Genomic DNA, 25,709 nt, shown 5'->3' with positions numbered 1-25,709 from the left:
GATTTGCAGCGATGAACTCAAGAGACACGTCTTCTCGATCCGTGCCGGCGAGCAGGGGCGAGGGGCCTCCGGGGGACAAGCTGTCGCTGCCGGAAAAGGCGTACTACGAGATAAAGCGTCGGATACTCGACAACGAGTTTTCCTCGGGATCCTTCCGCCTCGAGAAGGAGTTGGCGGAACTGCTCGACATGAGCCGGACGCCCGTGCGAGAGGCAATGATTCGGCTGGCCAATGAAGGGCTGGTGGAAATCAGGCCGCGCCACGGTATGCGAGTGTTGCCGGTATCGGCCGAGGATATGGTCGAGATATACGATGTGTTGACGGCGCTCGAGACCCAGGCGGTCGAGTTGCTGGCACGACGCGGATTGTCCGACCAGGAGCTCGGCCAGTTGATGGATGCGGTGGATGAGATGGACGACGCCCTGGCCGATGACGACCTGACCCGCTGGGCAGCGGCGGACGAGCGATTCCATCTGCTGCTGGTGGAGTTGTGCGGCAATCGCCGCATCGCCACCATCGTCAACACCTATTGGGATCAGTCCCACCGTGTGCGCATGTTGACCCTGGGACTACGGCCACGGCCGACGTCATCGAACAACGACCATCGGGCCGTTGTCCAGGCCATTCAGAATGGTGACGTCATCGCCGCCAGGGACCATCACCGGGAGCACCGGGTAAATAGCGGCAGGATGCTGGTGGAGCTACTCGACAAGTACGGTCTTTCTTCGATCTAGGCGTGTTTCGCGATACGAAAACCGGGAGCGCATTGCGCTCCCGGTTTCGTTACACCAGCGCGTAGCCCAGCGCCACGAAGCCGAGGCTGGTGACGGTTGCCCCGATCAGGGTGTAGGGCAGCTGGGTCAGGGCGTGCTGCATCGGCAGGACGCCGCTGCCCTGGGATGACAGTACCGAGGAGTCCGAGAAGAAGCAGGCGTGGCTACCGAAGCTCGAGGCCGACAGCAGGGCGCCCACCACCAGTGGCATCGACACCTCCATATGGGCGGCCATCGGGATCACGATGGGGATCGAGATCACGAACACGCCCCAGGACGATCCGGTGGCGAACACCACCACCGCCATGGAGATAAAGACGATGGCCGGCAGCAGCGCCGGGGTGATGTAGGGCGCCAGGGAGTCGATCATGAACTGGGTCATGCCAAGCTGGTCGTTGACCTCCTTGAGCACGAAGCCAACGGCGACGATGGCCAGCGGCAGCATCATGGTGCGAAAGCCGTCCATGATCGAGTCCATCAGGCTCGAGAAGGTGGACAGGCGCTGCACCAGGAACAGCACGATGGTGAACAGGGTGGCGGCGATGACGCCCTTGAGCAGGTCGATCTCGAAGTAGGCGCTGGCGCCGATCAGTACCGCCATCGGGGCGACGAAGTTGAACAGGCCAAGCCAGGGGTTGCCACGCGGGGTGTCGTCGCCAAGCGGCTCATCCGGGGCGCCGTCGGGAATCGTCTGGCCGGCGCGGGCGCGGGCCTCGGCGGTCTTCATCGGGCCAAGATCCGGCACGATGCTCATGGCCACCAGAAAGACCAGGCCCATGGCGACCCAGCCATACAGCATGTAGGGAATCGACTGGATGTACAGCCACATGCCTGGGCCATCGGTGGCGCCGTTGGTTTCCAGCAGCTCGGCAAAGTACACCGCCCAGGTCGAGATCGGCACCAGGACGCAGATCGGGGCGGCGGTGGAGTCGACGATATAGGCAAGCTTTTCCCGCGATACGCCGAAACGGTCGGTCAACCGCTTCATCGCCGCCGAGGTCGCCAGCGCATTGAGGTAGTCGTCGATGAAGATCAAGAGTCCCAGTACCGCAGTGCACAGCAGTGACTGACGGCGGGTCTTGACCAGGCGACTCATGAAGTGGCTGAAGCTCAGGGTGCAGCCGGACTTCTCGAGCATGGCGATAAAGCCACCCATCAGGCCGCATACCAGGATCAGCCAGGCGATGGTCTCGTTCATCATGACCGACAGCGAGACGTCGGCCAGGGCACCGATATAGTCGCTCGGCTCGATCAGGATAAGCCCGGACAGCGCGCCGATTGCCAGGGCCTCCAGGGTCCTGTGGGTGGCAATCGCCACCACCAGCACGATAAGCGAAGGCACCAGGCTGATCCAGCCGAAGGGGGTGCCGGCTTCGTGGTGGAAGGTCAGGCCGGCCACCAGGGCAATAAGTCCTGCGACCATGGCAAAGGTGCGACCCTTGCCCTTCTGGCTGGGCTTGCCGGGGGCGAAGGGATGGGTGGACGGTGCGTTGGTCTGGGTCATGGCGTCACCTCCAGTGCGAGGCCTGGATCGATGACAAGGGGCGTTGTGGTTGTCATGAGGGGAGTACCCGTGATTGCTGTGAGTTATATCGGGTGTGGCTCAGGGCGTGTCTGAAAAGTGCCTGCGCTCGGTAATACGGCGTTAAAAACCGGATCAACATGCTCATTTACTGCTAGTAAACTGCGCTGTCTCACCGATTTTTGCCTTGTCTAATCTTCGCTCGTCGACTTTTCGGACGGGGCCCAGTGGTCTTGTGGTCTTGCGGTCTTGCGGTCTTGCGGTCTTGCGTTCGTGCCGGGCGAGCGCACAGGGCGTCCCCGCCCGGTACGGGAGTCCGGGGCGATAGCGTCGTGATTTCCCGCGCTCAGACGTGGCGCAGGTACCAGTCGTACTCCAGGCGACTGACGCTTTGCATGGCCAGTTCGCGCTCGGCGCGACGGTTGGCCAGAAACACCTTGAGAAACGCCTGGCCGAAGGCTTCTCCGAGCGGTTCGCTTTGCTCCAGCAGGTCGAGGGCTTTTGACCAGCTGTTGGTCAGGGTGGGCTCGTACTGGCGGTAGGCGTTACCAGTGACGGGCTCCCCCGGCGAGACAGCGGTATCCAGACCGTGACAGACCGAGGCCAGCAGGGTGGCCAGCAGCAGATAGGGGTTGGCATCGGCTCCGGCTACTCGATGTTCTACCCGGCGGGCGGCGTTGGCTCCAGAGGGGATCCGCAGTGCCACCGAGCGGTTATCGTAGCCCCAGGTCGGCGTCATCGGCACATAGAGGCCGGGCTGGAAACGTCGGAAGGAGTTCAGATTGGGCGCGAACAGCGCCATCGAAGCAGGCATCAGCTCCATCAGGCCACCGATGGCATGACGCAAGGCAGGGGTTCCCAGCGGATCGCCATCGCTGTCGGCGAAGACATTGTCGCCGCTTTCGTCGATCAGGCTCATGTGGACGTGCATGCCGTTGCCGGCCTCGCCGCCGTAGAGCTTGGCCATGAAGGTGGCCTCGAAGCCGTGGCGCAATGCCACGCCCTTGATCAGGCGCTTGAGCAGCACCGCGCTGTCGCAGGCCTTCATCACGTCATCGCCGTGGATCAGGTTGATCTCGAACTGCCCCGGGGCGCATTCCTTGAGCGCGGTGTCCAGAGGCAGTTGCTGTAGCTGGGCGGCGGCGTGCACCTCCTCGAGGAAGTCGGCGTACTCGTCGAGTTCGTTGATCGAATATAGCTGGCTATCGCTCGCCCGCTCGCCGCTGGCCGGGGAACGGCAGGGCTGGGCCATACCCATCTCGTCGCGTTGGCGATCGACCAGATAGAATTCGAGCTCCAGCGCGACCACCGCCTTGAGGCCGCGCTCGGCCAGCCGCTCGACCTGGCGCGCCAGCACGTTGCGGGGATCGGCGAAGAAGGGGCCGTCCTGGTCGTCGCGCATGTTCATCAGCAGTTGCGCCTGGCGTCCCTTGCGCTGCCAGGGTGTGACCATCAGGGTGCCGGGAATGGGACGGCAGACCTGATCGCGATCGCCGATGTCGAGTCCCAGCCCGGTTTCCTCGACGGTATTGCCGGTGATGTCGAGGGCGAACACCGAGCCGGGGAGCTGGATGCCGCTTGCGTAGGCCTTTTCGAGGTTGTCACGGGGGATGCGCTTGCCGCGCAGCACGCCGTTCATGTCGCTGATCAGCAGGTCTACGCTGTCGACCTCGGGATGTCGGGCCAGAAAGTCGCGAGCTTCGTCGACGCTGGGGGTGCCCATGCTGTCACCTTTTGTTGGTTCGTTGTGATGTGGCTAGTGTTTCGCTGACCGGGCCATGGTGTCAAATTATTTACGCGTAGAGGTGAGGAGTCTGGCGAGGTGTCGAGTGGTCTTTTATTTTATGTAAGTCAGTAAAAACAGATATTTGTTAGCCTTTCTGTCAAGATTTCCGGCGCCGGGCTTGGCAAGAAAATCCGACCAAGGTATGTTGAGGAAACCATAACAACGGATAGAGCTGCGAGGAGTTCGATGAACATTCGTCCGCTGGTTGGCGTCATCGCCTGCCGTCGAGAGGTGGAGGGTCACCCGGCCCACATGGTGACCGACAAGTATCTGCGCGCCCTGCGTGACTACGGTCTTGAACCGATCATGCTGCCGGTGTGGCAAGGGCAGGGCCAGGAAGATGCCCGGGCGCTGCTGGCGCGCCTCGATGGCCTGGTGCTGACCGGCAGCTACACCAACGTACTGCCCGAGCGCTACGGTGCCGAACGCGAACCGGAGAATACCCGGGACGACGTGGATCGCGACGCCGCCGCCATGAGCTGGGTGCCGCTGGCGCTGGAGCAGCAATTGCCGCTCCTGGGCATCTGTCGAGGATTTCAGGAGCTCAACGTGGCCTTCGGCGGCAGCCTGCACCAGGCGGTGCAGCGGGTGCCGGGGCGGCTCGATCACCGCGAGCCGGAGGGTGAAAAGGCCGAGCAGTATGCGCCGGTACACGACCTCAAGATTCAGCCCGGCGGCCGTCTGGCCGCGCTTTACCCCGAGGCCAGCGCGCGGGTCAACTCGCTGCATCAGCAGGGTGTCGATCGACTCGGTGAGGGGCTGCGCGTCGAAGCGCTGGCGCCGGACGGGCTGGTGGAGGCCATCTCGGTGGCTGACGCGCCGGGGTTCACCCTGGCGGTGCAGTGGCATCCGGAGTGGGAGCCCCAGTCCCATCCGCTGTATGACGCCATCTTCAAGGGCTTTGCTGCTGCCTGTGCGACGCACTAGGGCTTGTCTGAAAAGTGCCTGCACTCGGTAATACGGCGTTAAAAATCGGATCAAAATGCTCATTTACACCCCGTAAACTGCGCTTTCTCACCGATTTTTGCCTTGTCTAACCTTCGCTCGTCGACTTTTCGGACAGCGCCTAATGTCCTGGGCGTCGGCGTCGTGCCGAGTTGGGCAATGACGTCAGCCAGGCGGTGTGTTTGACGCTGAGTTCTGCCTGCTTCGATGAATACTGTGCCGACTTACCACTGTCGGTGGGGAAAAGCTGTCCGCTGCCTCGACAGGCATAGAGATCCTTCTATGCTCAAACGGTGAGGATCGCCCCTGATGCTCGCAGTTGGATGCCCCCTCTCAAGGAATCGAAGGAGAAGACCATGGTGATCAAGCGTTCGTCTTTGATGCTGATGCTTGCGGGTTCGCTGCTGTCTCTGGGCGCGGCGACGGCCCTGGCGGAGTCTAGTGCCCAGGATGAGCATCGCCAGGAAATGGAAGAGCAGGCGGCCAGTTCTCAGCCCGGTGAAGGCATGATGGATCAGACCAACGAGACCTTGCTGGAAGGATCCGCCGCGGCTACCGAGAAGCGTCAGGAAATGCTCGAGGGCTCCTCGGATCCGGGCAATGCCGAGGGCAAGATGGATGGCTACAACGCCGAACTGCTCGAAGGCAGTGCGGCCGCCACCGAAAAACGTCAGGAGATGATGAAAGAGCAGGAGTAAGCCTGCGACGGGGTCATCGACCCAGGCCTCCTGGCGACCCATCACTCAGCAGATGACAGCGGTGCCGTAGTCACAGGGTCACCACGTCGTGCTGGCACCCTTTCGCAACGTCGTCACAACACCTGAAGTCGCCACAACACCTCAAGTCGTCCCAACGAAAGCGCCGCCCCAGGAGGGCGGCGCTGTCGTTGGGATGGTGGTGATAGCGGAAGTCGGCACGCTAGACGGAGCGGGCGCTGGCTCGCCAGCGCCCGGAGGCGCTCAGGCGCTGGCGTCGCTGGCCGTCGCTACCTTCGTTGCCGCGGTCGCGCGCTGGCCCAGGGTGAACAGCACCGCGGTCAGGGTGGCGACGCCTCCCGCCAGGCCCAGCCACCAAGGCAGGCCGAAACCGGTGCCGAGTGCGCCGAACAGCAGCGCCACGATGCCGACCAGCATGGCGTAGGGCAGCTGCGTCCTGACGTGGTCGATCAGATCACAGCCGCTGGCCATGGCCGCAAGCAGGGTGGTCTCGGCCAGCGGCGAGCAATGATCGCCCCACACCGCGCCGGCCAGTACTCCCGCCACCGAGGCGTACAGCAGCGGCATGCCTTCGGCGGTGCCGGCCATGCCATTGTGCTCGAGTACGGCCCAGGCCAGCGGTACCACCAGCGGCATCATGATGCCCATGACACCCCATGACGAACCGGTGGCGAAGGCGGTGAAGCCGGCCAGGCCGAAGATCACCGCCGGCATCCACTGCGGTGACAGGCTATCGCCCAGCACCGTGACCAGAAAGTCACTGGTGTGCAGGTCCTCGTTCACGCTCGCCAGTGCCCAGGCCATCATCAGGATGGTGATGGGCAGCAGCATCGACTTGACGCCCTCGAACCAGTAGTGGGCGGTTTCGGTCATGCTCATCAGTCGTTGCACCTGGGTCATGATCACCGCCGTCACGCAGGCCGCGAGCGAACCCCACATCATGGCGCTGAAGGAGTCGCCCTCGCCGAAGATGTCGCGCAGTTGATGGTCACCGCCGCCGAGGGCAGCGAGACCGGTGGCGTAGATCCCGCCCAGGGTGATCGCCACCAGCACGATCATCGGTATCACCGCGTTCAGCGCCCGGGTCGGAATGCCTTCCTTGGTGGGGATGTCGGCTTCCTCGACGATGGCTTCCCGGCTGCTCATTGCCTGGCGGGCGCCGGGCTCGGACAGTGCCTTGCGCTCGGCGGTGAGCATGGGGCCGAAGTCACGACCGCTCCAGGCCACCAGGAAGACGAAGGCGAGCGCCAGGATCGGATAGGCGTTGTAGGGAATGGCGTTGACGAACACCGAGTAGGCGGACTCGTTCCAGTCGTCGATGGCATCCATCGCCTCGCTGATCAGCCCGACCTGAAAGCCGATCCAGGTGGTCACCAGCATGATCGCGGACACCGGTGCGGCGGTACTGTCCACCAGGTAGGCCAGCTTGGCTCGTGAGATCCTCAAGCGGTCGGTGATATGGCGCATGGTGTTGCCGACGATCAGGGCATTGGCGTAGTCGTCGAAGAAGATGGCCAGACCCAAAAGCGCGGTGGAATTCTGCGCCTGGCGTCGTCCACGGATCACTCGCGCGATGCGCTCGGCGATGCCGCGGGTGCCACCGTTGCGCGAGATGATGCCGACCATGCCACCGATCAGCAGGCAGAACAGCACGATCGACATATGGTCGCTGTCGCTGGCGGCGGACAGCACGTGGACGTTGACCGAGTCACCGAAGGCGCCGAGCAGGGCGCCGGCGTTCATGCCGTGGAGCACCCAGCCGCCGAGCAATAGCCCGGCAAACAGCGCCAGGATGACCTGGCGGAAGGCCAGCGCCAGGGTGATGGCGGTCAGGGCAGGCAGCAGCGAGAGCCAGGCGGGAACAGGGTCGAGTTCGAGGGTGGCGGCGGGGGTGTCGGAGGCGTCGTAAAGCGACAGGGTGCGAGGGCCGTCGGTGACGGTCAGGCTGAGCGTCGCGACCCCGTCGGCGTCGACCTCGAGCGGATGGCGGCGAGTGCCGTCGTCGATGTGCCAGGGGCGGTCGGGATCAAGCCCGCTGGCCTGGACGTCGGTCGCGACCCCTTCGAGCAGGATGTCCGGGCCGGTCAGCTGGGGTGCTGCCTGGACGGTGGAAAGGCTCGCCCACAGCAGCAAGAGCGACAGCAAGAGCAAAGGCACGCATCGGGTTTTTCGCCGGCCCGTCGGCGAAGGACATGGTGGTTTCATGGTGGCCCCGGTTGTTGTTGGAAGGTGTGGAGAGCGCCGTTTGGCGTCAATGAAAGTTGGTCGTTTGGCCGTTGGTTGTCAATTTTTTTTGTGGCTAAAAATAAAAAATATCGACATTGTACGATGGTCGTAGACTAATAATCAGTGACTTATGGTTTTTTTCTAAGGAAATGCTGCGCTGGGCTTGGCTTTCACGAGAAGGGTGGTTATGTTGAGTAAACCATAACAAAGCAACTCACTAATATCGGGAGACTTGGCCATGACCTCGCCAGGCGCCGCACGGCTCAAAGAGCTCGATCGCGAACATCATCTGCACCCCTTCACCGACTTCAAGGCGCTCGGGGAGGAAGGCAGTCGTATCATCGTTGACGCCGAGGGGGTCTACATCCAGGACGCGGATGGGCATCGCATCCTCGATGGCATGGCGGGGCTCTGGTGCGTCAACCTCGGCTATGGGCGTCAGGAGCTGGTGGACGCCGCCAGCGAGCAGCTCACCCAGCTGCCGTACTACAACAATTTCTTCAAGACCACCCACCCACCGGCGGTGGAGCTTGCCGAGACCCTGTGTCGACTGGCACCGGCGCACATGAACCGGGTGTTCTTCACCGGTTCCGGCTCCGAGGCCAACGACACCGTGCTGCGGATGGTGCGTCGCTACTGGGCGCTCAAGGGCCAGCCAGACAAGCAGTGGATCATCGGTCGCGAAAACGGCTATCACGGCTCCACCGTGGCCGGCATGAGCCTGGGCGGCATGGCGCCGATGCATGAACAGGGTGGTCCCTGTGTGCCGGGTATCACCCACATCCGTCAGCCTTACTGGTTCGGCGAAGGGCGTGATCAGACCCCGGAGGCCTTCGGTCGTGCCTGCGCCGAGGCGCTGGAGGCGCGTATCCAGGAGCTGGGGTCCGACAAGGTCGCGGCCTTTATCGCCGAGCCGGTACAGGGTGCCGGCGGCGCCATCATTCCCCCGGACAGCTACTGGCCGGCGATCAAGGAGGTGCTCGAGCGCCACCAGATCCTGCTGGTGGTCGACGAGGTGATCTGTGGTTTCGGGCGTCTGGGCGAGTGGTTCGGCAGCGTCCACTACGACCTCAAGCCCGACCTGATGCCGATCGCCAAGGGGCTGTCCTCCGGCTACCTGCCGATCGGTGGGGTGCTGGTCGGTGATCGTGTCGCCGACACCCTGATCGACGAGGGCGGCGAGTTCTACCACGGCTTCACCTACTCGGGGCATCCGGTGTGCGCCGCGGTAGCGCTCAAGAACCTTGAGTTGATGCAGGCCGAAGGCGTGGTCGAGCGGGTGCGTGATGATCTGGGGCCCTACCTGGCGACGCGCTGGAAGTCCCTGGAGTCCCACCCGCTGATCGGCGAGGCGCGCTCGCTGGGTCTGATCGGCGCCCTGGAGATCGTCGCTGACAAGGACAGCGGCAAGCGCTTCGACAAGGCGCTGGCGGTGGGCAACCTGTGTCGCGATATCTGCTTCGAGACAGGCCTGGTGATGCGCTCGGTGGGAGACACCATGGTCATTTCACCGCCCCTGGTGATCAGCCACGATGAAATCGACGAACTGGTGCGTCTGGCCCGGGAGGCGCTGGACGAGACGCTGCGCCGGCTGACCGCCCAGGGCGTCAAGATCACCGCCGCCGAGGAGGCTGATGCATGAATCGTCCCCTCGACAAGGCCGGCTGGCAGGCCCTGGCCGACACCCTGACAGCGCGGCTGGAAGACCGCGCCTATATCGATGATCGCTTCGTCGACGCCGCCAGCGGCGAGACCTTCGAGACCATCAACCCCGCCACGGGGGAAGTACTGGCGCGGGTCGCAAGCTGTGATCAGGCCGATGCCGAGCTGGCGGTTGCCCACGCCCGGCGCGCCTTCGATGGTGGTGAATGGTCGCGCCTGGCGCCGACCCGGCGCAAGCGGGTGCTGCTGCGGCTGGCCGAGCTGATGGAGGCCCACCGCGACGAGTTGGCGCTGCTCGACACCCTGGACATGGGCAAGCCGATCACCAGCGCGCTGGGCGACATGGCCGGCGCCATCGGTGCGATGCGTCACCAGGCCGAGTCCATCGACAAGCTCTACGGCGAGGTCGCGCCCACCGGCGAAGAGGCGCTCGCGCTGGTGCTGCGCGAGCCGATCGGGGTGGTGGCGTCCATCGTGCCCTGGAACTTCCCGATGATGATGACCGCCTGGAAGATCGCACCGGCCCTGGCCGCCGGCAATAGCGTCATCCTCAAGCCATCGGAGAAGTCGCCACTGTCGGCGCTTCGTCTGGCTGCTCTGGCCCAGGAGGCCGGCCTGCCACGCGGCGTGCTGCAGGTGTTGCCGGGCTATGGTCACACCGTGGGCAAGGCGCTGGCGCTGTCGATGGACGTCGACTGTCTGGCCTTCACCGGCTCCACCGCGGTCGGCAAGCAGCTGATGCAGTACGCCGGGCAGTCCAACCTCAAGCGGGTCTATCTGGAGTGCGGTGGCAAGAGCCCCAATCTGGTGTTCGCCGACTGCAGGAATCTCGCCCAGGTGGCGCACCACGCCGCCGAGGCGATCTTCCATAACCAGGGGGAGGTGTGTATCGCCGGTTCGCGACTGCTGGTCGAGAACAGTGTGCGCGAGGCCTTTATCGAGCACCTGCTGGCGGCGGCCGAGTCGATGCAGCCGGGGGATCCGCTGGACCCGTCGAGCTTCATGGGGGCGATTGTCGATGCGACCCAGCACCGTCGCATCCTCGAGTTCATTCGCCAGGGGCAGGAAGAAGGCGGACGGCTGCGTGCCGGCGGCGCGGCGCTCGGCGGGCCGGGGCTGTTCATCCAGCCGACGGTGTTCGACGGTGTCACCGAGGACATGACGATCGGGCGTGAAGAGATCTTTGGCCCGGTGCTGTCGGTGTTCGGCTTCGACAGCGAAGAGCAGGCCATCGCCCTGGCCAACGACTCGGTCTATGGGCTGGCCGCCGGGGTGTGGAGTCAGGACGTCGACCGCATCATGCGGGTCAGTCGTCGTCTGCAGTCGGGCCAGGTATTCGTCAACAACTGGGCAGGCGGGGACCAGAGCGTGCCCTTCGGCGGGGTCAAGCAGTCCGGCAATGGCCGCGACAAGTCGCACCACTCGCTGGCCGAATACACCGAACTCAAGAGCGTCTGGATCGCCTTGAACTAGACTCCCGGTCCGATGTCATCAACGCGCACTGATGGGAGATGACTCCCTGATTGGCCACGCCTTGCGTGGCCTTTTTTGTGGTTTGCAGGGCGGGCAGTGCCGAAGGGTAGGGGGCTGTCAGTGTCCGAGCGACGCTACTAGAAGGCTCGCGCTGGGGTGGTGCAGCTGACCAGCCGGCAGGCACTGGGTAGGCGCCGGGGTTGCGGAGACCTTGCCTTGGGGCGCCTTTGAGCCGACGTCACGGTATTCGCCGCTCGCTAGAAGGCTCGCGCCGGGGTGGTGCAGCTGACTAGCCGACAGAGGGTCTCGCTAGGGTTGCGAAAGCGGTGGGGCACATTGGTGTCGAAGTAGTACGCCTCGCCGGCGCCAAGTACCCGGGTCTCGGCACCGATGGTGATCTCGATCTCGCCCTCGAGCACCACCCCGGCTTCCTCGCCCTGGTGGGTGATCATCTCGCGGCCGGTATCGGTACCCGGGGGGTAGGTCTCGATCAGAAACGACAGGGCGCGTGACTCGCGGTTGGCGCCCACCAGCTTGAACACCACGTCGCCGCTGCCCATGTCGGTCAGTTCGTCGGCGCTGTAGAACACCTGGTTCTTGCTCTCCAGATCCATGGTGAAGAAGTCGCCGACGCTCATCGGGATGGCGTCGAGGATCTTTTTCAGCGAGCTGACCGAGGGGCTGACCTTGCCCTGTTCGATCAGCGACAGGCTGGAATGGGTCACCCCGCAGCGCTTGGCCAGCTCGCGCTGGGAGATGTTGCGCAGGTTTCGCAGGGCCCTCAGGCGGGTACCGACATCGTCCGACATCGCGGGTTCCTTGGGTAAAGCCAGTGGAAGCCGGCGATGGCGCTGCCATCGCCGGTGGTCGCCGTAGCGCCCATCAGCACAGGGCGTCGAGCTTTTCCTTGAGCAGGGCGTTGACCTGCTGGGGGTTGGCGGTGCCGCGTGAGGCCTTCATCACCTGGCCGACGAAGTAGCCGATCATCTTGCCGCGCTTGTCGGGCTCGGCGTCACGGTACTGGGCCACCTGGGCCGGACTGTCGCTGATCACCTGGTCGACCATGGCCTCGATGGCGCCGGTGTCGGTGACCTGCTTCAGGCCCTTGGCCTCGATGATGGCGTCGGCGCTTTCGCCTTCACCGTTCCACAGCGCCTGGAACACCTGCTTGGCGGCCTTGCCGTTGATGGTCGAGTCGATCACTCGCTTGACCAGGCCGCCGAGCTGCTCGGCGCTGACCGGGCTGTCGGAGATGTCCAGTCCGTCACGGTTGAGCGCGCCGGATAGCTCGCCCTGGACCCAGTTGGCGGCCTGCTTGGCGTCGCCACAGATGTCCTTGACCTGCTCGAAGTACTCGGCCATCTCGCGGCTGGCCGACAGCACCCCGGCGTCGTAGGCGGACAGTCCCAGCTCGCTCTGGAAGCGCGCACGCTTCTCGGCGGGCAGCTCGGGAAGACTCTCGCGCAGGTGCTCGACGTAGGCGCAGTCGAGCACCACCGGCAGCAGGTCGGGGCAGGGGAAGTAGCGGTAGTCGTTGGCTTCTTCCTTGGTCCGCATGCTGCGGGTCTCGTCGGCCTCGGGGTCGTAAAGGCGGGTTTCCTGCACCACCTTGCCGCCGTCCTCGATCAGCTCGATCTGACGCTCGACCTCGTAGGCGATGGCGCGCTCGACGAAGCGGAAGGAGTTGACGTTCTTGATCTCGGCGCGGGTGCCGAATTCCTGCTGTCCCTTGGGTCTGACCGAGACGTTGACGTCACAGCGCATCGAGCCTTCGGCCATGTTGCCGTCGGAGATGCCGAGATAGGTGACGATGGAGTGGATCGCCTTGAGGTAGGCCGCCGCCTCCTTGGCCGAGCGCATGTCCGGCTCCGAGACGATCTCCAGCAGCGGCGTGCCGGCACGGTTCAGGTCGATGCCGGTCATGCCGTGGAAGTCTTCGTGCAGCGACTTGCCGGCGTCTTCCTCGAGGTGGGCGTGGTGCACCCGGATGATCTTGTTCTCGCCGTCCTCCAGGCAGATCTCCACTTCGCCGGCGCCGACGATGGGATGGTACATCTGGCTGGTCTGATAGCCCTTGGGCAGGTCGGCGTAGAAGTAGTTCTTGCGATCGAACACCGATACCTCGGGGATCTCGGCGTGGATGCCGAGGCCGAATTTCAACGCCATCGCCACCGCCTGCTCGTTGAGCACGGGCAGCACGCCGGGCAGGCCCAGATCAACGGCATTGGCCTGGGTGTTGGGCTCGGCACCGAAGGCGGTGGAGGAGCCGGAAAAGATCTTGGAGCGGGTCGCGAGCTGGACGTGCACCTCGAGACCAATGACGGTTTCCCACTGCATCAGGAGTTCTCCTCGGACATCTCGGGACGCTTCAAATGCCAGTCGGTGGCCTGCTGGAACTGGTGAGCCACGTTGAGCAGACGGGTCTCGGCGAAGTGGGTGCCGAGGACCTGCAGGCCCACCGGACGCTTGCCGGCGAAGCCCGCCGGAACGCTGATGCCGGGGATGCCCGCCAGGTTGACGGCGATGGTGTAGATGTCCTGCAGGTACATCGAGACCGGGTCCTTCTGGGCGCCCAGGTCGAAGGCCGGGGTCGGCGCGGCGGGGCCCATCAGCACATCGACCTCTTCGAAGGCGTCGAGGAAGTCCTGTCGAATCAGTCGGCGAACCTGCTGGGCCTTCTTGTAGTAGGCGTCGAAGAAGCCTTCGGACAGGGTGTGGGTGCCGATCAGGATGCGTCGCTTGACCTCCTCGCCGAAGCCCTCCGCGCGGGAGCGCTTGTACAGATCGATGAGGTCTTCGGGGTTGTCGCAGCGATGGCCGAAGCGCACGCCGTCGTAGCGCGACAGGTTGGAGGAGGCCTCCGCCGGTGCGATCACGTAGTAGGCCGGGATGGCGTAGGCGGTGTGGGGCAGGCTGACCTCGCGCACGCTGGCGCCGAGCGATTCGTAGACCTTGATCGCTTCGCCGATGGCCTGGTTGACGCCGGCATCGAGGCCGTCGCCGAAGTATTCCTTGGGCAGGCCGATCTTGAGGCCGGACAGCGGCGCGCTGAGCTCCTCGGTGTAGTCGGGAACACCGCGGGCCACGCTGGTGGAGTCGCGCACGTCATGGCCGGCGATGACGTTGAGCAGGTGGGCGCAGTCTTCGGCGCTGCGGGCCATGGGGCCGCCCTGATCGAGGCTCGAGGCGTAGGCGATCATGCCGTAGCGCGAGACCCGGCCATAGGTCGGCTTGAGCCCGGTGATGCCGCAGAAGGCTGCCGGCTGGCGGATCGAGCCGCCGGTATCGGTACCCAGCGCCGCCGGCACCAGGCCCGCGGCGACAGCGGCGGCGCTGCCGCCGGAGGAGCCGCCGGGGACGGCGTCAAGATCCCAGGGGTTCTTGACCGGGCCATAGAAGCTCGACTCGTTGGAGGAGCCCATGGCGAATTCGTCCATGTTGGTCTTGCCCAGGCTGACCGTGCCGGCGGCCTTGAGCTTTTCCACCACGGTGGCGTCGTAGGGGGCGACGAAGTTGTCGAGCATCTTCGAGCCGCAGCTGGTCTTGACCCCCTGGGTGCAGAAGATGTCCTTGAGTGCCAGCGGCACGCCGGTCAGGCGGCCGGCTTCGCCGCGGGCGCGGGCCTGGTCGGCGGCCTCGGCGGCCTCGAGAGCCTGGTCGGCGGTGACGCTGACGAAGCTGTTGAGTGTGCCGTCGAGGCGGTCGATGCGTCCGAGCAGATCCTGGGTCAGCTCGCGACTGGAGATCTCGCCGGCGTCGAGCGCCTGGCTGATCTCGGTCAGTGTCCTGTCATGCATGGGCCTGGCTCCCTGTATGCGTGAATCCAATGTCGAGAAGGGTGGGGCGCGGGGTCACTCGACGACCCGCGGCACCAGGTACAGGCCATTCTCGACCTGGGGAGCGCAGCGCTGGAAGTGCTCGCGCTGGTCGTTCTCGGTGACCTCGTCGGCGCGCAGGCGCTGGGTGGCATCGAGGGGGTGAGCCAGCGGGGCGACGCCTTCGGTGTCGAGCGCCTGGAGCTGATCGACCATCTCCAGGATTCGGCCGAGATCGTCGTGATAGTGGGCTGCGTCATTCTCAGAAAGGTCGATCCGGGCCAGGTGAGCGGCACGGAGGACCTCGGCGTGTTCAAGCGCCATGATCAATTCCTCGACGGAAGGGGTCCATGAAATGACCGCAGAAGGTACCACATTCGCGCGTCGTCGGGCAGGTCTTGCCGGTCAAGGGAGACGCGCATCACGCTTGCCGCTAGGGGGGGTCAGTGATACCGTTTGCGTCCGCACAGGGTTTCCGGTCTGCACTAGGTATCTTTATCCATGTTCAAACGTTTACGAGGTGTGTTTTCCAGCGATCTGTCGATCGACCTGGGGACGGCCAATACGCTCATCTATGTGCGTCATCGCGGGATCGTCCTGGATGAACCCTCCGTGGTCGCGATTCGGCAGTCCGGCAACATGCGCAGCGTTGCTGCGGTCGGCGCCGATGCCAAGCGCATGCTGGGCCGCACCCCCGGAAACATCACCGCCATTCGTCCGATGAAGGACGGCGTCATCGCCGACTTCACCGTGACCGAGCAGATGCTCCAGTACTTTATCCGCAAGGTGCATCAGAGCACCTTCCTGACGCCGAGCCCCCGAGTCCTGGTGTGCGTTCCCTGCATGTCCACGCAGGTCGAGCGTCGCGCCATCAAGGAGTCCGCCGAGGGCGCCGGTGCCCGTGAAGTCTTCCTGATCGAGGAACCCATGGCCGCGGCCATCGGGGCCGGGCTGCCGGTGGAAGAGGCGCAGGGTTCGATGGTTGTCGACATCGGTGGTGGTACCTCCGAGATCGCCATCATCTCGCTCAATGGCGTGGTCTATTCCGAGTCCATCCGCATCGGCGGCGATCGTTTCGACGAGGCCATCAGTTCCTATGTACGGCGCCACTATGGCAGCCTGATCGGCGAAGCCACCGCCGAGCGCATCAAGGAAGAGATCGGCTGTGCCTATCCGGGCGGCGAGCTGCGCGAAATCGACGTGCGCGGTCGCAACCTGGCCGAAGGCATTCCGCGCAGCTTCACCCTCAATTCCCACGAGATCCTCGACGCCCTGCAGGAGCCGCTTGGCTCCATCGTGTCGGCGGTCAAGAGCGCCCTGGAACAGTCACCGCCCGAGCTTGCATCAGACATCGCCGAGCGCGGCCTGGTGCTGACCGGTGGTGGCGCGCTGCTGCGTGATCTGGACAAGCTGATCGCCGAGGAGACCGGCCTGCCGGTGGTGGTCGCCGATGACCCGCTCACTTGCGTGGCACGTGGTGGCGGCAAGGCGCTGGAGATGATCGATCAGCACACCTTCGAGCTGCTCTCCAGCGACTGACGACGTCTGGCCCAGGACCTCCAGGGAGTCGGCCTATCAAACCGCTGTTCTCGCATGGCTCCGTGCCCGGGTACCGCATGCTGTTGTGTGCGGTGCTCGCGGGCGGGCTGATGTTTGTCGATACCCACTTCACCCGAATGGAATCGGTGCGTGCCCAGTTGTCGACGCTGGTGGCGCCGATCCAGTGGGCCGTCAGTCTGCCCAGTGACGTGCTCAACTGGGGCGCCCTGGCGCTGTCCGAGCAACGCTCGCTGGTGGAAGAGAACGCGCGACTGCGCGAGCAGCTGCTGACCCTGTCCCATCGGGTACAGCGCATGGCTAGCCTGACCGCCGAGAACGTGCGCCTGCGCGAGCTGCTCGACGCCGCCCGGGATCACGAGGTGCCTTACCTCACCGCCGAACTGCTGTCGCTGGATCCCGACCCCTTCACCCACCAGATGGTGATCGATCGTGGCCGCCGCGATGGCGTCTATGTCGGCCAGCCGGTGATGGACTCCTCCGGTATCGCCGGTCAGGTCAGTGAGCTTTCGGCCTACTCGAGCCGCGTGCTGATGCTTACCGATGCCAGTCACGCCTTGCCGATCCAGGTCAATCGCAACGGGCTTCGCTTCATCATCCAGGGTACCGGCAGCTACGACGCGCTGAAGGTGCTGCACGTGCCGGATACCGCCGACATTCGCGTCGGTGACCTGCTGATGAGCTCCGGCCTGGCCGGACGCTTTCCTGCGGGTTATCCGGTGGCCAGGGTCAGCGACGTCAGTCACGATCCTGGCGAGCCCTTCGCCACGGTCAGCGCCGCTCCCGTCGCCCAGTTGCAGCGCTCGCGTCACTTCCTTCTGCTGTTTCCGCCGGAGCCTGCGCTCGACGTCTCGCGAGGACGCTGGCACCCGGAGCTGGACCCCGAGGCCGTCGAGGCAGCCCGCCGCCTGGGTGAGCTGTTGACGCCCCCCGAGCAAGACGAGGAGGACGACTGATGGCCGCTACCCCTCGCGTCAGCCTGGTGTGGGTATGGTTGACCCTGTCTCTGGCGCTGTGTCTGCAGGTCATGCCCATGGCCGACGGCTGGCAGGTCTGGCGGCCCGACTGGCTGGGCCTGATGCTGTTGTACTGGTGCATGGCACAGCCCGACCGGGTGGGCGTCTTTCATGGTTTCGTGCTGGGCCTGCTGCTGGACCTCATCGAAGGGGCGCCGCTCGGGCAGAGCGCGCTGACGCTGTCGTTGCTGGCCTTCCTCTCGGCGCTGGTATATCCCCGCTTCAGGACCTACTCGCTGCTCCAGCAGGCGGTGCTGATCTTCGTCCTGCTGGGACTGGTGCAGTTGGTGGAACAGTGGCTGCGTACCCTGTTCGGCCCGTTTTCCATGCACCTGTCGTTTCTGATGCCATCGTTGATCGGGGCGGCGCTGTGGCCTTGGCTGGCGACCCTGTTCAAGGCCATCGGCCGGCGTTCCGCCAAGACCTGAATCCCTCATGACCTGAGCCCCCACGAAAGCGTTGGAGACGCAAGCAATGAGTGAGCCCCTCGATGCTGATGTGAATTCCCCGGTGCTGCGCCTGGCCTCTGCCTCGCCCCGGCGGCGTGAGCTGCTGGCGAGCATCGGTGTGGCGGTGGAGATCGCGCCGGTGGATATCGACGAGACGCCGCATCCTGGTGAAGCGGCCCGGGATTACGTCGCCCGCCTGGCCCGGGCCAAGGCCGTGGCTGGGGCAGAAGCCGAGACTGGGTCTGAGTCCAGGTCCAGGCGTGAGACGGGCCTCGACTTGCCGGTGCTGGGCTCCGACACGTCGGTAGTGCGCGACGGCGAGATTCTCGGCAAGCCTGTCGACGCCGAGGACGCCTTTGTCATGCTGCGCTCGCTGTCCGGGCGCTGGCATCAGGTGATGACCTCGGTGGCGGTCAGCGGACCCGCCGGGGTGCTCGAGGCAACGGTCGTCAGCGATGTGCTGATGCGTGAGCTCCAGGACGACGAGATTCGCAACTACTGGCGCACCGGTGAGCCTGCCGACAAGGCAGGCGGTTACGCCATCCAGGGGCTCGCCTCGATCTTCGTCGAGCGCGTCGAAGGCAGCTATTCCGCGGTGGTGGGGCTGCCGCTCTACGAGACGGCGAGCCTGCTGCGCCGACAGCGCGTGCCTGTGTGGAACGGCGCTTTATTTTGACGGTGTCGTGAGGGTGGCGTGAAGGTGTAGTGGCGCCGCCGCTCGACGAGACGGCGAGCCACCCGCTGGGCCACCGGCAGGCGTGTGCTGCTTCAGTCGAGCCGGACGGGAGGTCCGGCGCCAGCGCCATCGCAACCGCCAGCGGCTATGTCATAATGGCGCGAGACATCAAAGGACAAGGACTGCCGAATGAGTGGTGAAGTACTCATCAACCTGACGCCCATGGAAACCCGCGTGGCCGTGGTGGAGAACGGCGTGCTGCAGGAGGCCTTCATAGAGAGGGCCAGGCGTCGTGGCATCGTCGGCAATATCTACCAGGGCAAGGTGGTGAGGGTACTGCCCGGCATGCAGGCGGCCTTTGTCGATATTGGCCTGTCTCGTGCAGCCTTCATTCACGCCCACGATGTCGGTGAGCACAGCGCCAACGGTGATGACCAGCCGTCCATCTCGCAGCTCTTGCATGAAGGCCAGTCGCTGGTGGTTCAGGTCACCAAGGACCCCATCGGCTCCAAGGGCGCTCGCCTGACCACCCACTTGTCGGTACCGTCGCGCTACCTGGTGTACATGCCGGACTCGCCTCATAACGGCGTGTCCCAACGCATCGAGGACGAGACCGAGCGCGAGCGCCTGCGCGGTCTGGTCGAGGAAGCCGCGGCCGAGCAGCAGATCGAGGTCTCCGGTGGCTTTATCGTGCGCACCGCCGCCGAGGGCGTGACGCTCGAGGAGATGGTCGCCGACATGCACTTCCTGCTGCGGCTGTGGCGCAAGGTCAGCGAACGCCGGCTGACCGCGCCGGCGCCCAGCGTCATCTACGACGATCTGCCGTTGTTCATGCGCACCCTGCGCGACGTCATGCGCGACGATATCGAGAAGGTGCGCATCGACTCCCGCGAAAACCACGTCAAGCTGGTCGAGTTCGCCGAGGAGTTCATGCCCTCGGCGGTGGGACGCATCGAACATTACGCCGGCGAGCGACCGATCTTCGATCTGTACAGCGTCGAGGACGAGATCCAGAAGGCGCTGGCGCGCAAGGTCCAGCTCAAGTCCGGCGGCTATCTGGTGATCGACCCCACCGAGGCGATGACCACCATCGACGTCAACACCGGCGCTTACGTTGGTCACCGCAACCTCGAAGAAACCATCTTCAAGACCAACCTCGAAGCGGCCACCGCCATCGCCCGTCAACTGCGTCTGCGCAATCTCGGCGGCATCATCATCATCGACTTCATCGATATGGTGGACACCGAGCACCAGCGCCAGGTGCTGAGGATGCTCGAGAAGTCGCTGGAACGGGATCACGCCAAGACCAAATGCACCGGCGTCACTGAGCTCGGGCTGGTACAGCTGACCCGCAAGCGCACCCGTGAAAGCCTCGAGCAGACCCTGTGCGAGCCGTGTCCCTCCTGCCAGGGCAGGGGCACCCTCAAGACGCCAGAATCGGTGTGCTACGAGATCTTTCGCGAGATCCTGCGTGAAGAGCGCGCCTACAATGCCGAAACCTACGCGGTGCTGGCCTCCCAGGCGGTGGTGGACCGACTGCTCGACGAGGAGTCGGCCGCGGTCGCCGATCTCGAGGAATTTATCGGCAAGACCATTCGTTTTCAGGTCGAGACCCACTATTCCCAGGAGCAGTACGACATCGTGCTGATGTGATCCGATGAGGCCGATCCGCCTGCTGACTCGCTGGTTGTTGACGCTGGTGGCGGTAGTGCTGGCGATGGCCGCGCTGCTGTCGCTGGTGCTGCGCGTGTCGCTGGGCCAGGTCGATCGCCTCGAGGATCGACTGGTCGAGATGATAGCGTCACGCTTCGAGGCGGAGACCCATCTGGTGAGTCTCGAAGGCAGTCTGCATGGCCTCGACCCCGGCTTGACCCTTGACGGGCTGCGACTCGAGGCCGAAGACGCCACGGGCAGCTATCCGTTGTTGCAGGTCGAGCGCGGTGAAGTGCGCCTGGACACCCTGGCGAGCCTCGACGAGGGGCTGCCGGTGGTCGACAAGGCCCACTTCCAGGGCGTCACCCTCCATCTTTATCAGGACCGCGAACGTCGTTGGCTGTGGCCACAGCCGGCGCGTATCCCCCCCGAACTGATGCCCGAAGGGCAGTTTGACCTCGAGCGTCTGGACTTCTGGGTCGGCGTCATGCTGCGCCAGCGTGCCTGGGTCGATGACCTGCGCGTGGTGCTGCACGGGCGCCGCGAGGTGACCACCCTGCATGCGCCGCGGCTGTTGATGACCGGCGATGAGATGCGCACCCATATCGAGGGTGAGGTATTCATCGAGGATCGCGACGCCGAGGCCATGGAGATCGTCATGGCCTTGACGCCGGGCAGTCGCGAGGCGAGCAATTTCAGCGCCGCCCTGCAGGGCACCATGCAGCTCGACAGCCTGACCGGCTTGTCACGACTGATCGGCATCGAGGACGTGCTGCGTTTCGATGAGGCCAGCGGGGACGCCACCGTCTGGGCGCGCTGGGACAATGGGCGCCTGGCGGATGTGCGCCTCGATGTGCTGGCACCGCGCCTGGCGCTCAATCAGCGCGACGAGATGGCGACAGCGGTCGCCCAGGAGATGGGCGAGGGCTCGCCTGGTGGCATCGTGCTCAACGGGGCCGAATTGCGCGGTCAGTGGCTGAGACGCGACGTCGATGACTGGGAGGCCTGGTTCGAGGGTGACGCCGAAGACGTGAGCTGGACCGGAGACGACGGCGAAACCGCGCCGGAAGGTGGCGCCTTGCCCCAGTACTGGCACGTGGAAAGCCGCGAAAACGGCTGGTGGGCCAACGCCAGCGGCTTCGAGCTGGGTGCACTGGCGCAGTGGCGCGAGCGTCTGCGCCTGCCTGAGGGCCTGGCCCGGGCGGTGGACGCCTTGAAGCCCCGCGGTCAGGTGACCGGGCTGGGCTTTGGCAGGCTCGATGACGAATGGCGTGCCCGGGTCAGCGCGCTGGGGGTCGAGGTCGACCCCTGGGAGAGTGCGCCCGGCGGCGGCCCGCTGGATGTCTGGGTGGAAGCCGACGGCACCCGTGGTCGAGTGGACTTCGTCGACGCTGGCCAGGCATCGATGCATTTCCCTGAGCTGTTTGCCGCCCCCATGCAGCTCGACTACGCCACCGGCGAGGTGATCTGGTCCTACGACGGGCCGCGCAGCTTTGTCAGTGGACGCGACCTCAAGGTCGGCTGGCGCGACGCCGAGGTGGAAGGGGGCTTTGGTCTGGCCATCGCCGCCGATCGTCGCGGGGGCTTCGGTCTTGAGCTGGACATGCGCGACGTCAACGCCCGGGATATCGCCTTGAGCGAGTGGTTGCCGATGCCGCTGTTGCGCAACGATGTGGACGCCGAACTCGCGGACTGGCTGGCCAGTGGTCTGGCCGGACGGGTGCCCCAGGGGCAGCTGCGCCTGCACGTGCCGCTGCGTGAGCAGGACGACCTCGACAGCGAGAAGCTCGACAGCAGTCTCAGCCTGGATCTGGATATCGTCGAGGGGCGGGTGCCCTACGCCGAAGGCTGGCCGGCGCTTAGCAACGTCAGCGGCCACCTGTCCGTCGAGGATGACAGTCTGGAGGCGCGCGTCGACCATGCCGAGAGCCAGGGCGTGAAGACCGAAGGCGCCAGCGTCAAACTGGCCGACGAGGTCCTCAGCGTCGAAGGGCCGCTGTCGGCGTCGCTGACGCAGTTGCTGGCATTTCTCGAAGAGATGCCGGTGGAGGGCGCCGAGGCTGCCAGTAACTGGCGCGGCGAGGGTAGTGTGACTGGCCAGTTGTCGCTGTCGCTGCCGATGGCCGACCCGGACGCCCTGGACCTGAAGGTCGAGGCCGACGCCCGGGCGTCGAGGGTCGTGCATCAGGGCACCGAGCTCGAGTTCGAGAACGTCAGCGGCCCCCTGACCTGGTCCCAGCAGGGCGAAGAAGGTGGATTGTCCGGTCGTCTTGAGGGCCAGGTGCTCGGTGGTAGCGTGGCGGCCGACCTTCAGGGCCGCAACGATAGCGTGGCGCTGTCCGGACGCGCCGATGCGCCGGCGCTGCTGGACTGGGCGGGGCTCGAGCCTGGGGTACTGCTGTCGGGCTCCTTCCCCTGGCAAGGCCGGCTTGAGCTCGATGCCCAGCGTCTGTCGCTGGAAAGCACCCTGGAGGGGCTGTCGATCGCACTACCGGCACCGCTGGGCAAGCGTGCCTCCCAGACGGTACCGCTCAAGCTGGACCTGAGCCTCGGCGATTCTCCGGTGTTGAGCGGCCAGTACGGGCGCGATGTCGGCGCCCGTTGGCGCGCCGCCGGGCCCGGCGGCAGCCAGGGTCAGCTGTGGGTCGGTCGGGCGGCACCTGGCGCTTGGCCCGGTGAGCCGGGCTGGTCGGTGCTGGCCTATCTGCAGCGACTCGATCTGGGCGCCTGGGCCGACGCCCTGAAACCACTGGCCGGTGCCATGCCGGAAGGCGGCTCCAGTGGCGGCGGCGGGGCGGGACTGTCACGCCTGGAGGCCCGCACCGACTGCCTGAGCGACGGCGATCGTTGTCTGGGCACGCTGACCATCGACGCCAGTCCCCGCTTCAGCCGAGGCGCCAGGCAGTGGCAGGCGGCGCTTGGCGGAAGCCTGGTCGACGGCCAGGTGACCTACCGCCCGGGTGTTGCACAGCCACTGGTGCTCGATCTCGATCGACTGGTGCTGGACAGCTTGATTCCCGAGAGCGGGCAAACGGCGGTTCAGGGTGCCGAGTCCGGCTCGCTGTTCGGTGAACTTGAGGTCGCCAGCGCGCCTGCGGCCTTCCCGCAGCGAGTGCGCGAGCTGCCCGACGGGCGTCTCACCATCGACGATATCGTGTACCAGGGCAATCGGGTCGGGCCCTTCAACGGCGCATGGCGTTCCAGCAGTGATCGGCTGTCGGTCGAGCCGGTATCCCTCACCCTGGGCGAGGTCACGGCAGAGGGGTCGCTGGTATGGGAGGCCTCCGGTAGTCAGGCCAGCCTGACGCGCTCGCGACTGGCGCTCACCGGGGGTGATCCCGGGACCGCGCTGGCGGCGCTCGGGCAGGACGTGGCGGTACGCGCCGAAAGACTCGACGTGGACAGTCAGCTGGCCTGGCCGGGGGCCCCCTGGCAGTTTGCGCTGGCCCGATCACGCGGTAGCCTGAACGTCGATATGGTCGACGGGACCTTTGCCAATATCAGCTCGCCCTCGGCCAAGGTGGTGGGACTGCTCAACGTCGACAACCTGCTGCGGCGCCTGCGTCTGGATTTCTCGGACGTCACCGGTGAGGGTACCGCCTTCGACCGTGTCAGTGGTGCCGCGACCCTGTATGGTGGAGTGTTGGAAACCGAAGGGCCGATTCGTATCGATGGCCCCGCCACCGACTTTACCCTGGACGGCTCCGCCGACCTGGCGCGACGTCAGCTCGACCTGATGCTCGGCGTGACCGTGCCGGTCAGCAACAACCTGCCGCTGGCAGCCGTGGCCGTAGGGGCGCCCGTCGTGGGCGGTGCCCTGTTTGTGGCCGACAAGCTGTTCGGCGACGTCATCGACCGGGTGACGCGAATTCACTATCTGGTGCAGGGTCCCTGGACCTCGCCCCGGATCACTCTGGAAAGTGCTCAATGACATCTCAAGCTGCATCCTTCGATGAGGCCGTGGCCACCCTGTTGACCCCGGGAGGCCTCGATCTCGGCGGTCTCGACACGGGTCTCCGGCACGCTCTGGGCCCTGGCATCGACTACGCCGATCTGTACTTTCAGCGGACCTGGCAGGAGGGCTGGGTGCTGGAGGACGGCGAGGTCAAGGAAGCCAGCTACAACATCGACGGTGGCGTCGGGGTGCGCGCCATGGCCGGCGAGAAGACCGGCTTCGCCTACTCCAACCAGATCAACGCCGATGCCCTGGCCGAGACGGGCCGCACCGCTTCGGGCATCGTGCGCAGCGGCGCCACCCTGACCCAGGCGCCACGCATCCAGGTCAGTGCCGAGCCGCGCTACGCGGGCATCGACCCGCTGTCAGGGCTGTCGGCCGAAGACAAGGTCGCCATGCTCAAGCTGGCCGACCGGGTGGCCCGGGCTGCCGATCCCAGCGTGTCCCAGGTCAGCGCCTCGCTGTCCGGCGTCTACGAAGTGGTACTGGTCAGCGCCAGTGACGGCACCGTCGCCGCCGACGTGCGCCCGCTGGTGAGGCTCAATGTCAGTGTCATCGCGGTCAAGAACGGCCGGCGTGAACGCGGCAGTGCCGGTGGTGGCGGCCGCTACCCCATGGCGAGGCTGCGCGACGAAGGCGTCGCCGAGACCTACGCCAAGGAAGCGGTGCGTCAGGCGCTGGTCAACCTGGAGGCGACCGATGCCCCCGCCGGACAGATGCCGGTGGTACTGGGGGCCGGCTGGCCCGGCATCCTGCTGCACGAGGCGGTGGGCCATGGCCTCGAGGGTGACTTCAATCGCAAGGGCAGCTCGGCCTTCGCCGGCCGTATCGGCGAGCGAGTGGCGTCGCCCGGCGTTACCGTGGTCGACGACGGCACCCTGATGGATCGCCGTGGTTCGATGTCGGTGGACGACGAGGGCACCCCCAGCCAATGCACCACCCTGATCGAGGACGGCATCCTTACCGGCTACATGCAGGACAAGCTGAACGCCCGCCTGATGGGCATGGCGCCCACCGGTAACGCCCGTCGCGAATCCTTCGCCCATATGCCGATGCCGCGCATGACCAATACCTACATGCGCGCCGGCATGGACGACCCCCAGGACATCATCAAGAGCGTCTCGCGCGGGCTTTACGCGGTCAGCTTCGGCGGCGGCCAGGTGGACATCACCTCGGGCAAGTTCGTGTTCTCGGCGAGTGAAGCCTACCTGATCGAGGACGGTCGGATCACCGCGCCGGTCAAGGGGGCGACGCTGATCGGCAACGGCCCCGAAGCGATGGGCCAGGTCTCGATGATCGGCCACGACATGGAGCTGGACACCGGTATCGGGGTGTGCGGCAAGGAAGGACAGGGGGTGCCGGTGGGCGTCGGTCAGCCGACCCTCAAGCTCGACGAGTTGACCGTGGGTGGCACCCAATCCTGATACAGCCGAGGCAAGCTGGCTGAGCGACAAGGCGGCGCCGACAGAGGTGTCGGCGCCAAGG

General features: G+C 65.3%; 19 protein-coding genes. 12 read left to right on the top strand and 7 right to left on the bottom strand.

The genetic code is table 11. The features are described 5' to 3' along the window. Nucleotides 1–11 precede the first annotated feature (11 nt). Entirely contained in the window at nt 12–734 is a 723-nt protein-coding gene (locus tag NFH98_RS12600) for a GntR family transcriptional regulator (protein ID WP_108448972.1), read from the top strand. Between the two features lie 49 nt (nt 735–783). Here NFH98_RS12600 and NFH98_RS12595 read toward each other — a convergent pair whose 3' ends face one another. Continuing rightward, the gene (locus NFH98_RS12595) at nt 784–2,277 is read right to left on the bottom strand and encodes a Na+/H+ antiporter NhaC family protein (protein ID WP_213227262.1); all 1,494 of its coding nucleotides are present in this window, start codon (nt 2,275–2,277) and stop codon (nt 784–786) included. Nucleotides 2,278–2,641: 364 nt separating this feature from the next. After that, nucleotides 2,642–4,018 (bottom strand): glutamine synthetase family protein, encoded by a 1,377-nt coding sequence (locus tag NFH98_RS12590; protein WP_108448974.1) that lies wholly within the window; start codon nt 4,016–4,018, stop codon nt 2,642–2,644. 249 nt (nt 4,019–4,267) lie between these two features. Here NFH98_RS12590 and NFH98_RS12585 point away from each other — a divergent pair, with 249 nt between their 5' ends. Together NFH98_RS12585 and NFH98_RS12580 are read left to right on the top strand one after the other, a co-directional pair. Beyond that, entirely contained in the window at nt 4,268–5,008 is a 741-nt protein-coding gene (locus NFH98_RS12585) for a gamma-glutamyl-gamma-aminobutyrate hydrolase family protein (RefSeq protein ID WP_213227260.1), read from the top strand. 374 nt (nt 5,009–5,382) lie between these two features. Further along, a complete protein-coding gene (locus NFH98_RS12580; RefSeq protein ID WP_213227258.1) occupies nt 5,383–5,724 on the top strand; it encodes a hypothetical protein in 342 nt (113 codons plus the stop codon). Between the two features lie 261 nt (nt 5,725–5,985). Here NFH98_RS12580 and NFH98_RS12575 read toward each other — a convergent pair whose 3' ends face one another. Continuing rightward, on the bottom strand, nt 5,986–7,899 hold the full coding sequence (locus NFH98_RS12575) for a Na+/H+ antiporter NhaC family protein (protein WP_349622795.1): 1,914 nt from the start codon (nt 7,897–7,899) through the stop codon (nt 5,986–5,988). Between the two features lie 307 nt (nt 7,900–8,206). Between NFH98_RS12575 and NFH98_RS12570 the strand changes: the two genes are divergently transcribed. Then, complete coding sequence (locus NFH98_RS12570) at nt 8,207–9,610, top strand: aspartate aminotransferase family protein (protein WP_349622794.1); 1,404 nt, start codon at nt 8,207–8,209, stop codon at nt 9,608–9,610. Further along, a complete protein-coding gene (locus NFH98_RS12565) occupies nt 9,607–11,103 on the top strand; it encodes an aldehyde dehydrogenase (protein ID WP_349622793.1) in 1,497 nt (498 codons plus the stop codon). The genes NFH98_RS12570 and NFH98_RS12565 overlap by 4 nt, the downstream gene beginning before the upstream one ends. A 257-nt stretch (nt 11,104–11,360) precedes the next feature. On the opposite strand, the gene NFH98_RS12560 is transcribed toward NFH98_RS12565, so the two are convergent. The 4 genes from NFH98_RS12560 to gatC all read right to left on the bottom strand — a co-directional run bounded on the left by NFH98_RS12560 (nt 11,361) and on the right by gatC (nt 15,242). Further along, nucleotides 11,361–11,912 carry a cupin domain-containing protein gene (locus tag NFH98_RS12560; protein ID WP_045993048.1) on the bottom strand — a complete coding sequence of 184 codons (552 nt, stop codon included), beginning with the start codon at nt 11,910–11,912 and terminating at the stop codon, nt 11,361–11,363. 73 nt (nt 11,913–11,985) lie between these two features. Then, complete coding sequence (gene gatB, locus NFH98_RS12555; protein ID WP_124803774.1) at nt 11,986–13,440, bottom strand: Asp-tRNA(Asn)/Glu-tRNA(Gln) amidotransferase subunit GatB; 1,455 nt, start codon at nt 13,438–13,440, stop codon at nt 11,986–11,988. Beyond that, entirely contained in the window at nt 13,440–14,900 is a 1,461-nt protein-coding gene (gatA, locus tag NFH98_RS12550; RefSeq protein ID WP_108448980.1) for an Asp-tRNA(Asn)/Glu-tRNA(Gln) amidotransferase subunit GatA, read from the bottom strand. Before gatA ends, gatB begins: the two co-directional genes overlap by 1 nt. Nucleotides 14,901–14,954: 54 nt before the next feature. Next, nucleotides 14,955–15,242 (bottom strand): Asp-tRNA(Asn)/Glu-tRNA(Gln) amidotransferase subunit GatC, encoded by a 288-nt coding sequence (gene gatC, locus NFH98_RS12545; protein ID WP_045993051.1) that lies wholly within the window; start codon nt 15,240–15,242, stop codon nt 14,955–14,957. Nucleotides 15,243–15,419: 177 nt separating this feature from the next. Here gatC and NFH98_RS12540 point away from each other — a divergent pair, with 177 nt between their 5' ends. The 7 genes from NFH98_RS12540 to tldD all read left to right on the top strand — a co-directional run bounded on the left by NFH98_RS12540 (nt 15,420) and on the right by tldD (nt 25,648). Then, entirely contained in the window at nt 15,420–16,457 is a 1,038-nt protein-coding gene (locus NFH98_RS12540; RefSeq protein ID WP_045993052.1) for a rod shape-determining protein, read from the top strand. 77 nt (nt 16,458–16,534) lie between these two features. Continuing rightward, nucleotides 16,535–17,431, top strand: a complete 897-nt coding sequence (gene mreC, locus NFH98_RS12535) for a rod shape-determining protein MreC (protein WP_045993053.1) — start codon at nt 16,535–16,537, stop codon at nt 17,429–17,431. Further along, nucleotides 17,431–17,919, top strand: coding sequence for a rod shape-determining protein MreD (gene mreD, locus NFH98_RS12530; protein WP_045993054.1), 489 nt, complete (start codon nt 17,431–17,433; stop codon nt 17,917–17,919). The genes mreC and mreD overlap by 1 nt, the downstream gene beginning before the upstream one ends. 46 nt (nt 17,920–17,965) lie before the next feature. Continuing rightward, nucleotides 17,966–18,616 (top strand): Maf family protein, encoded by a 651-nt coding sequence (locus tag NFH98_RS12525; RefSeq protein ID WP_349622792.1) that lies wholly within the window; start codon nt 17,966–17,968, stop codon nt 18,614–18,616. 189 nt (nt 18,617–18,805) lie between these two features. After that, nucleotides 18,806–20,269, top strand: coding sequence for a ribonuclease G (gene rng / locus NFH98_RS12520; RefSeq protein WP_045993056.1), 1,464 nt, complete (start codon nt 18,806–18,808; stop codon nt 20,267–20,269). 4 nt (nt 20,270–20,273) lie between these two features. Beyond that, complete coding sequence (locus NFH98_RS12515; protein ID WP_349622791.1) at nt 20,274–24,200, top strand: YhdP family phospholipid transporter; 3,927 nt, start codon at nt 20,274–20,276, stop codon at nt 24,198–24,200. After that, the gene (gene tldD / locus NFH98_RS12510) at nt 24,197–25,648 is read left to right on the top strand and encodes a metalloprotease TldD (RefSeq protein WP_222569747.1); all 1,452 of its coding nucleotides are present in this window, start codon (nt 24,197–24,199) and stop codon (nt 25,646–25,648) included. The genes NFH98_RS12515 and tldD overlap by 4 nt, the downstream gene beginning before the upstream one ends. Nucleotides 25,649–25,709 lie beyond the last annotated feature (61 nt).

It is taken from the genome of Halomonas sp. H33-56, from assembly GCF_040147035.1.
Classification (GTDB): Bacteria; Pseudomonadota; Gammaproteobacteria; order Pseudomonadales; family Halomonadaceae; genus Halomonas; species Halomonas litopenaei.
Note: the sequence above shows the minus strand (reverse complement) of the source record. Positions and strands in the feature narration are given on the sequence as shown.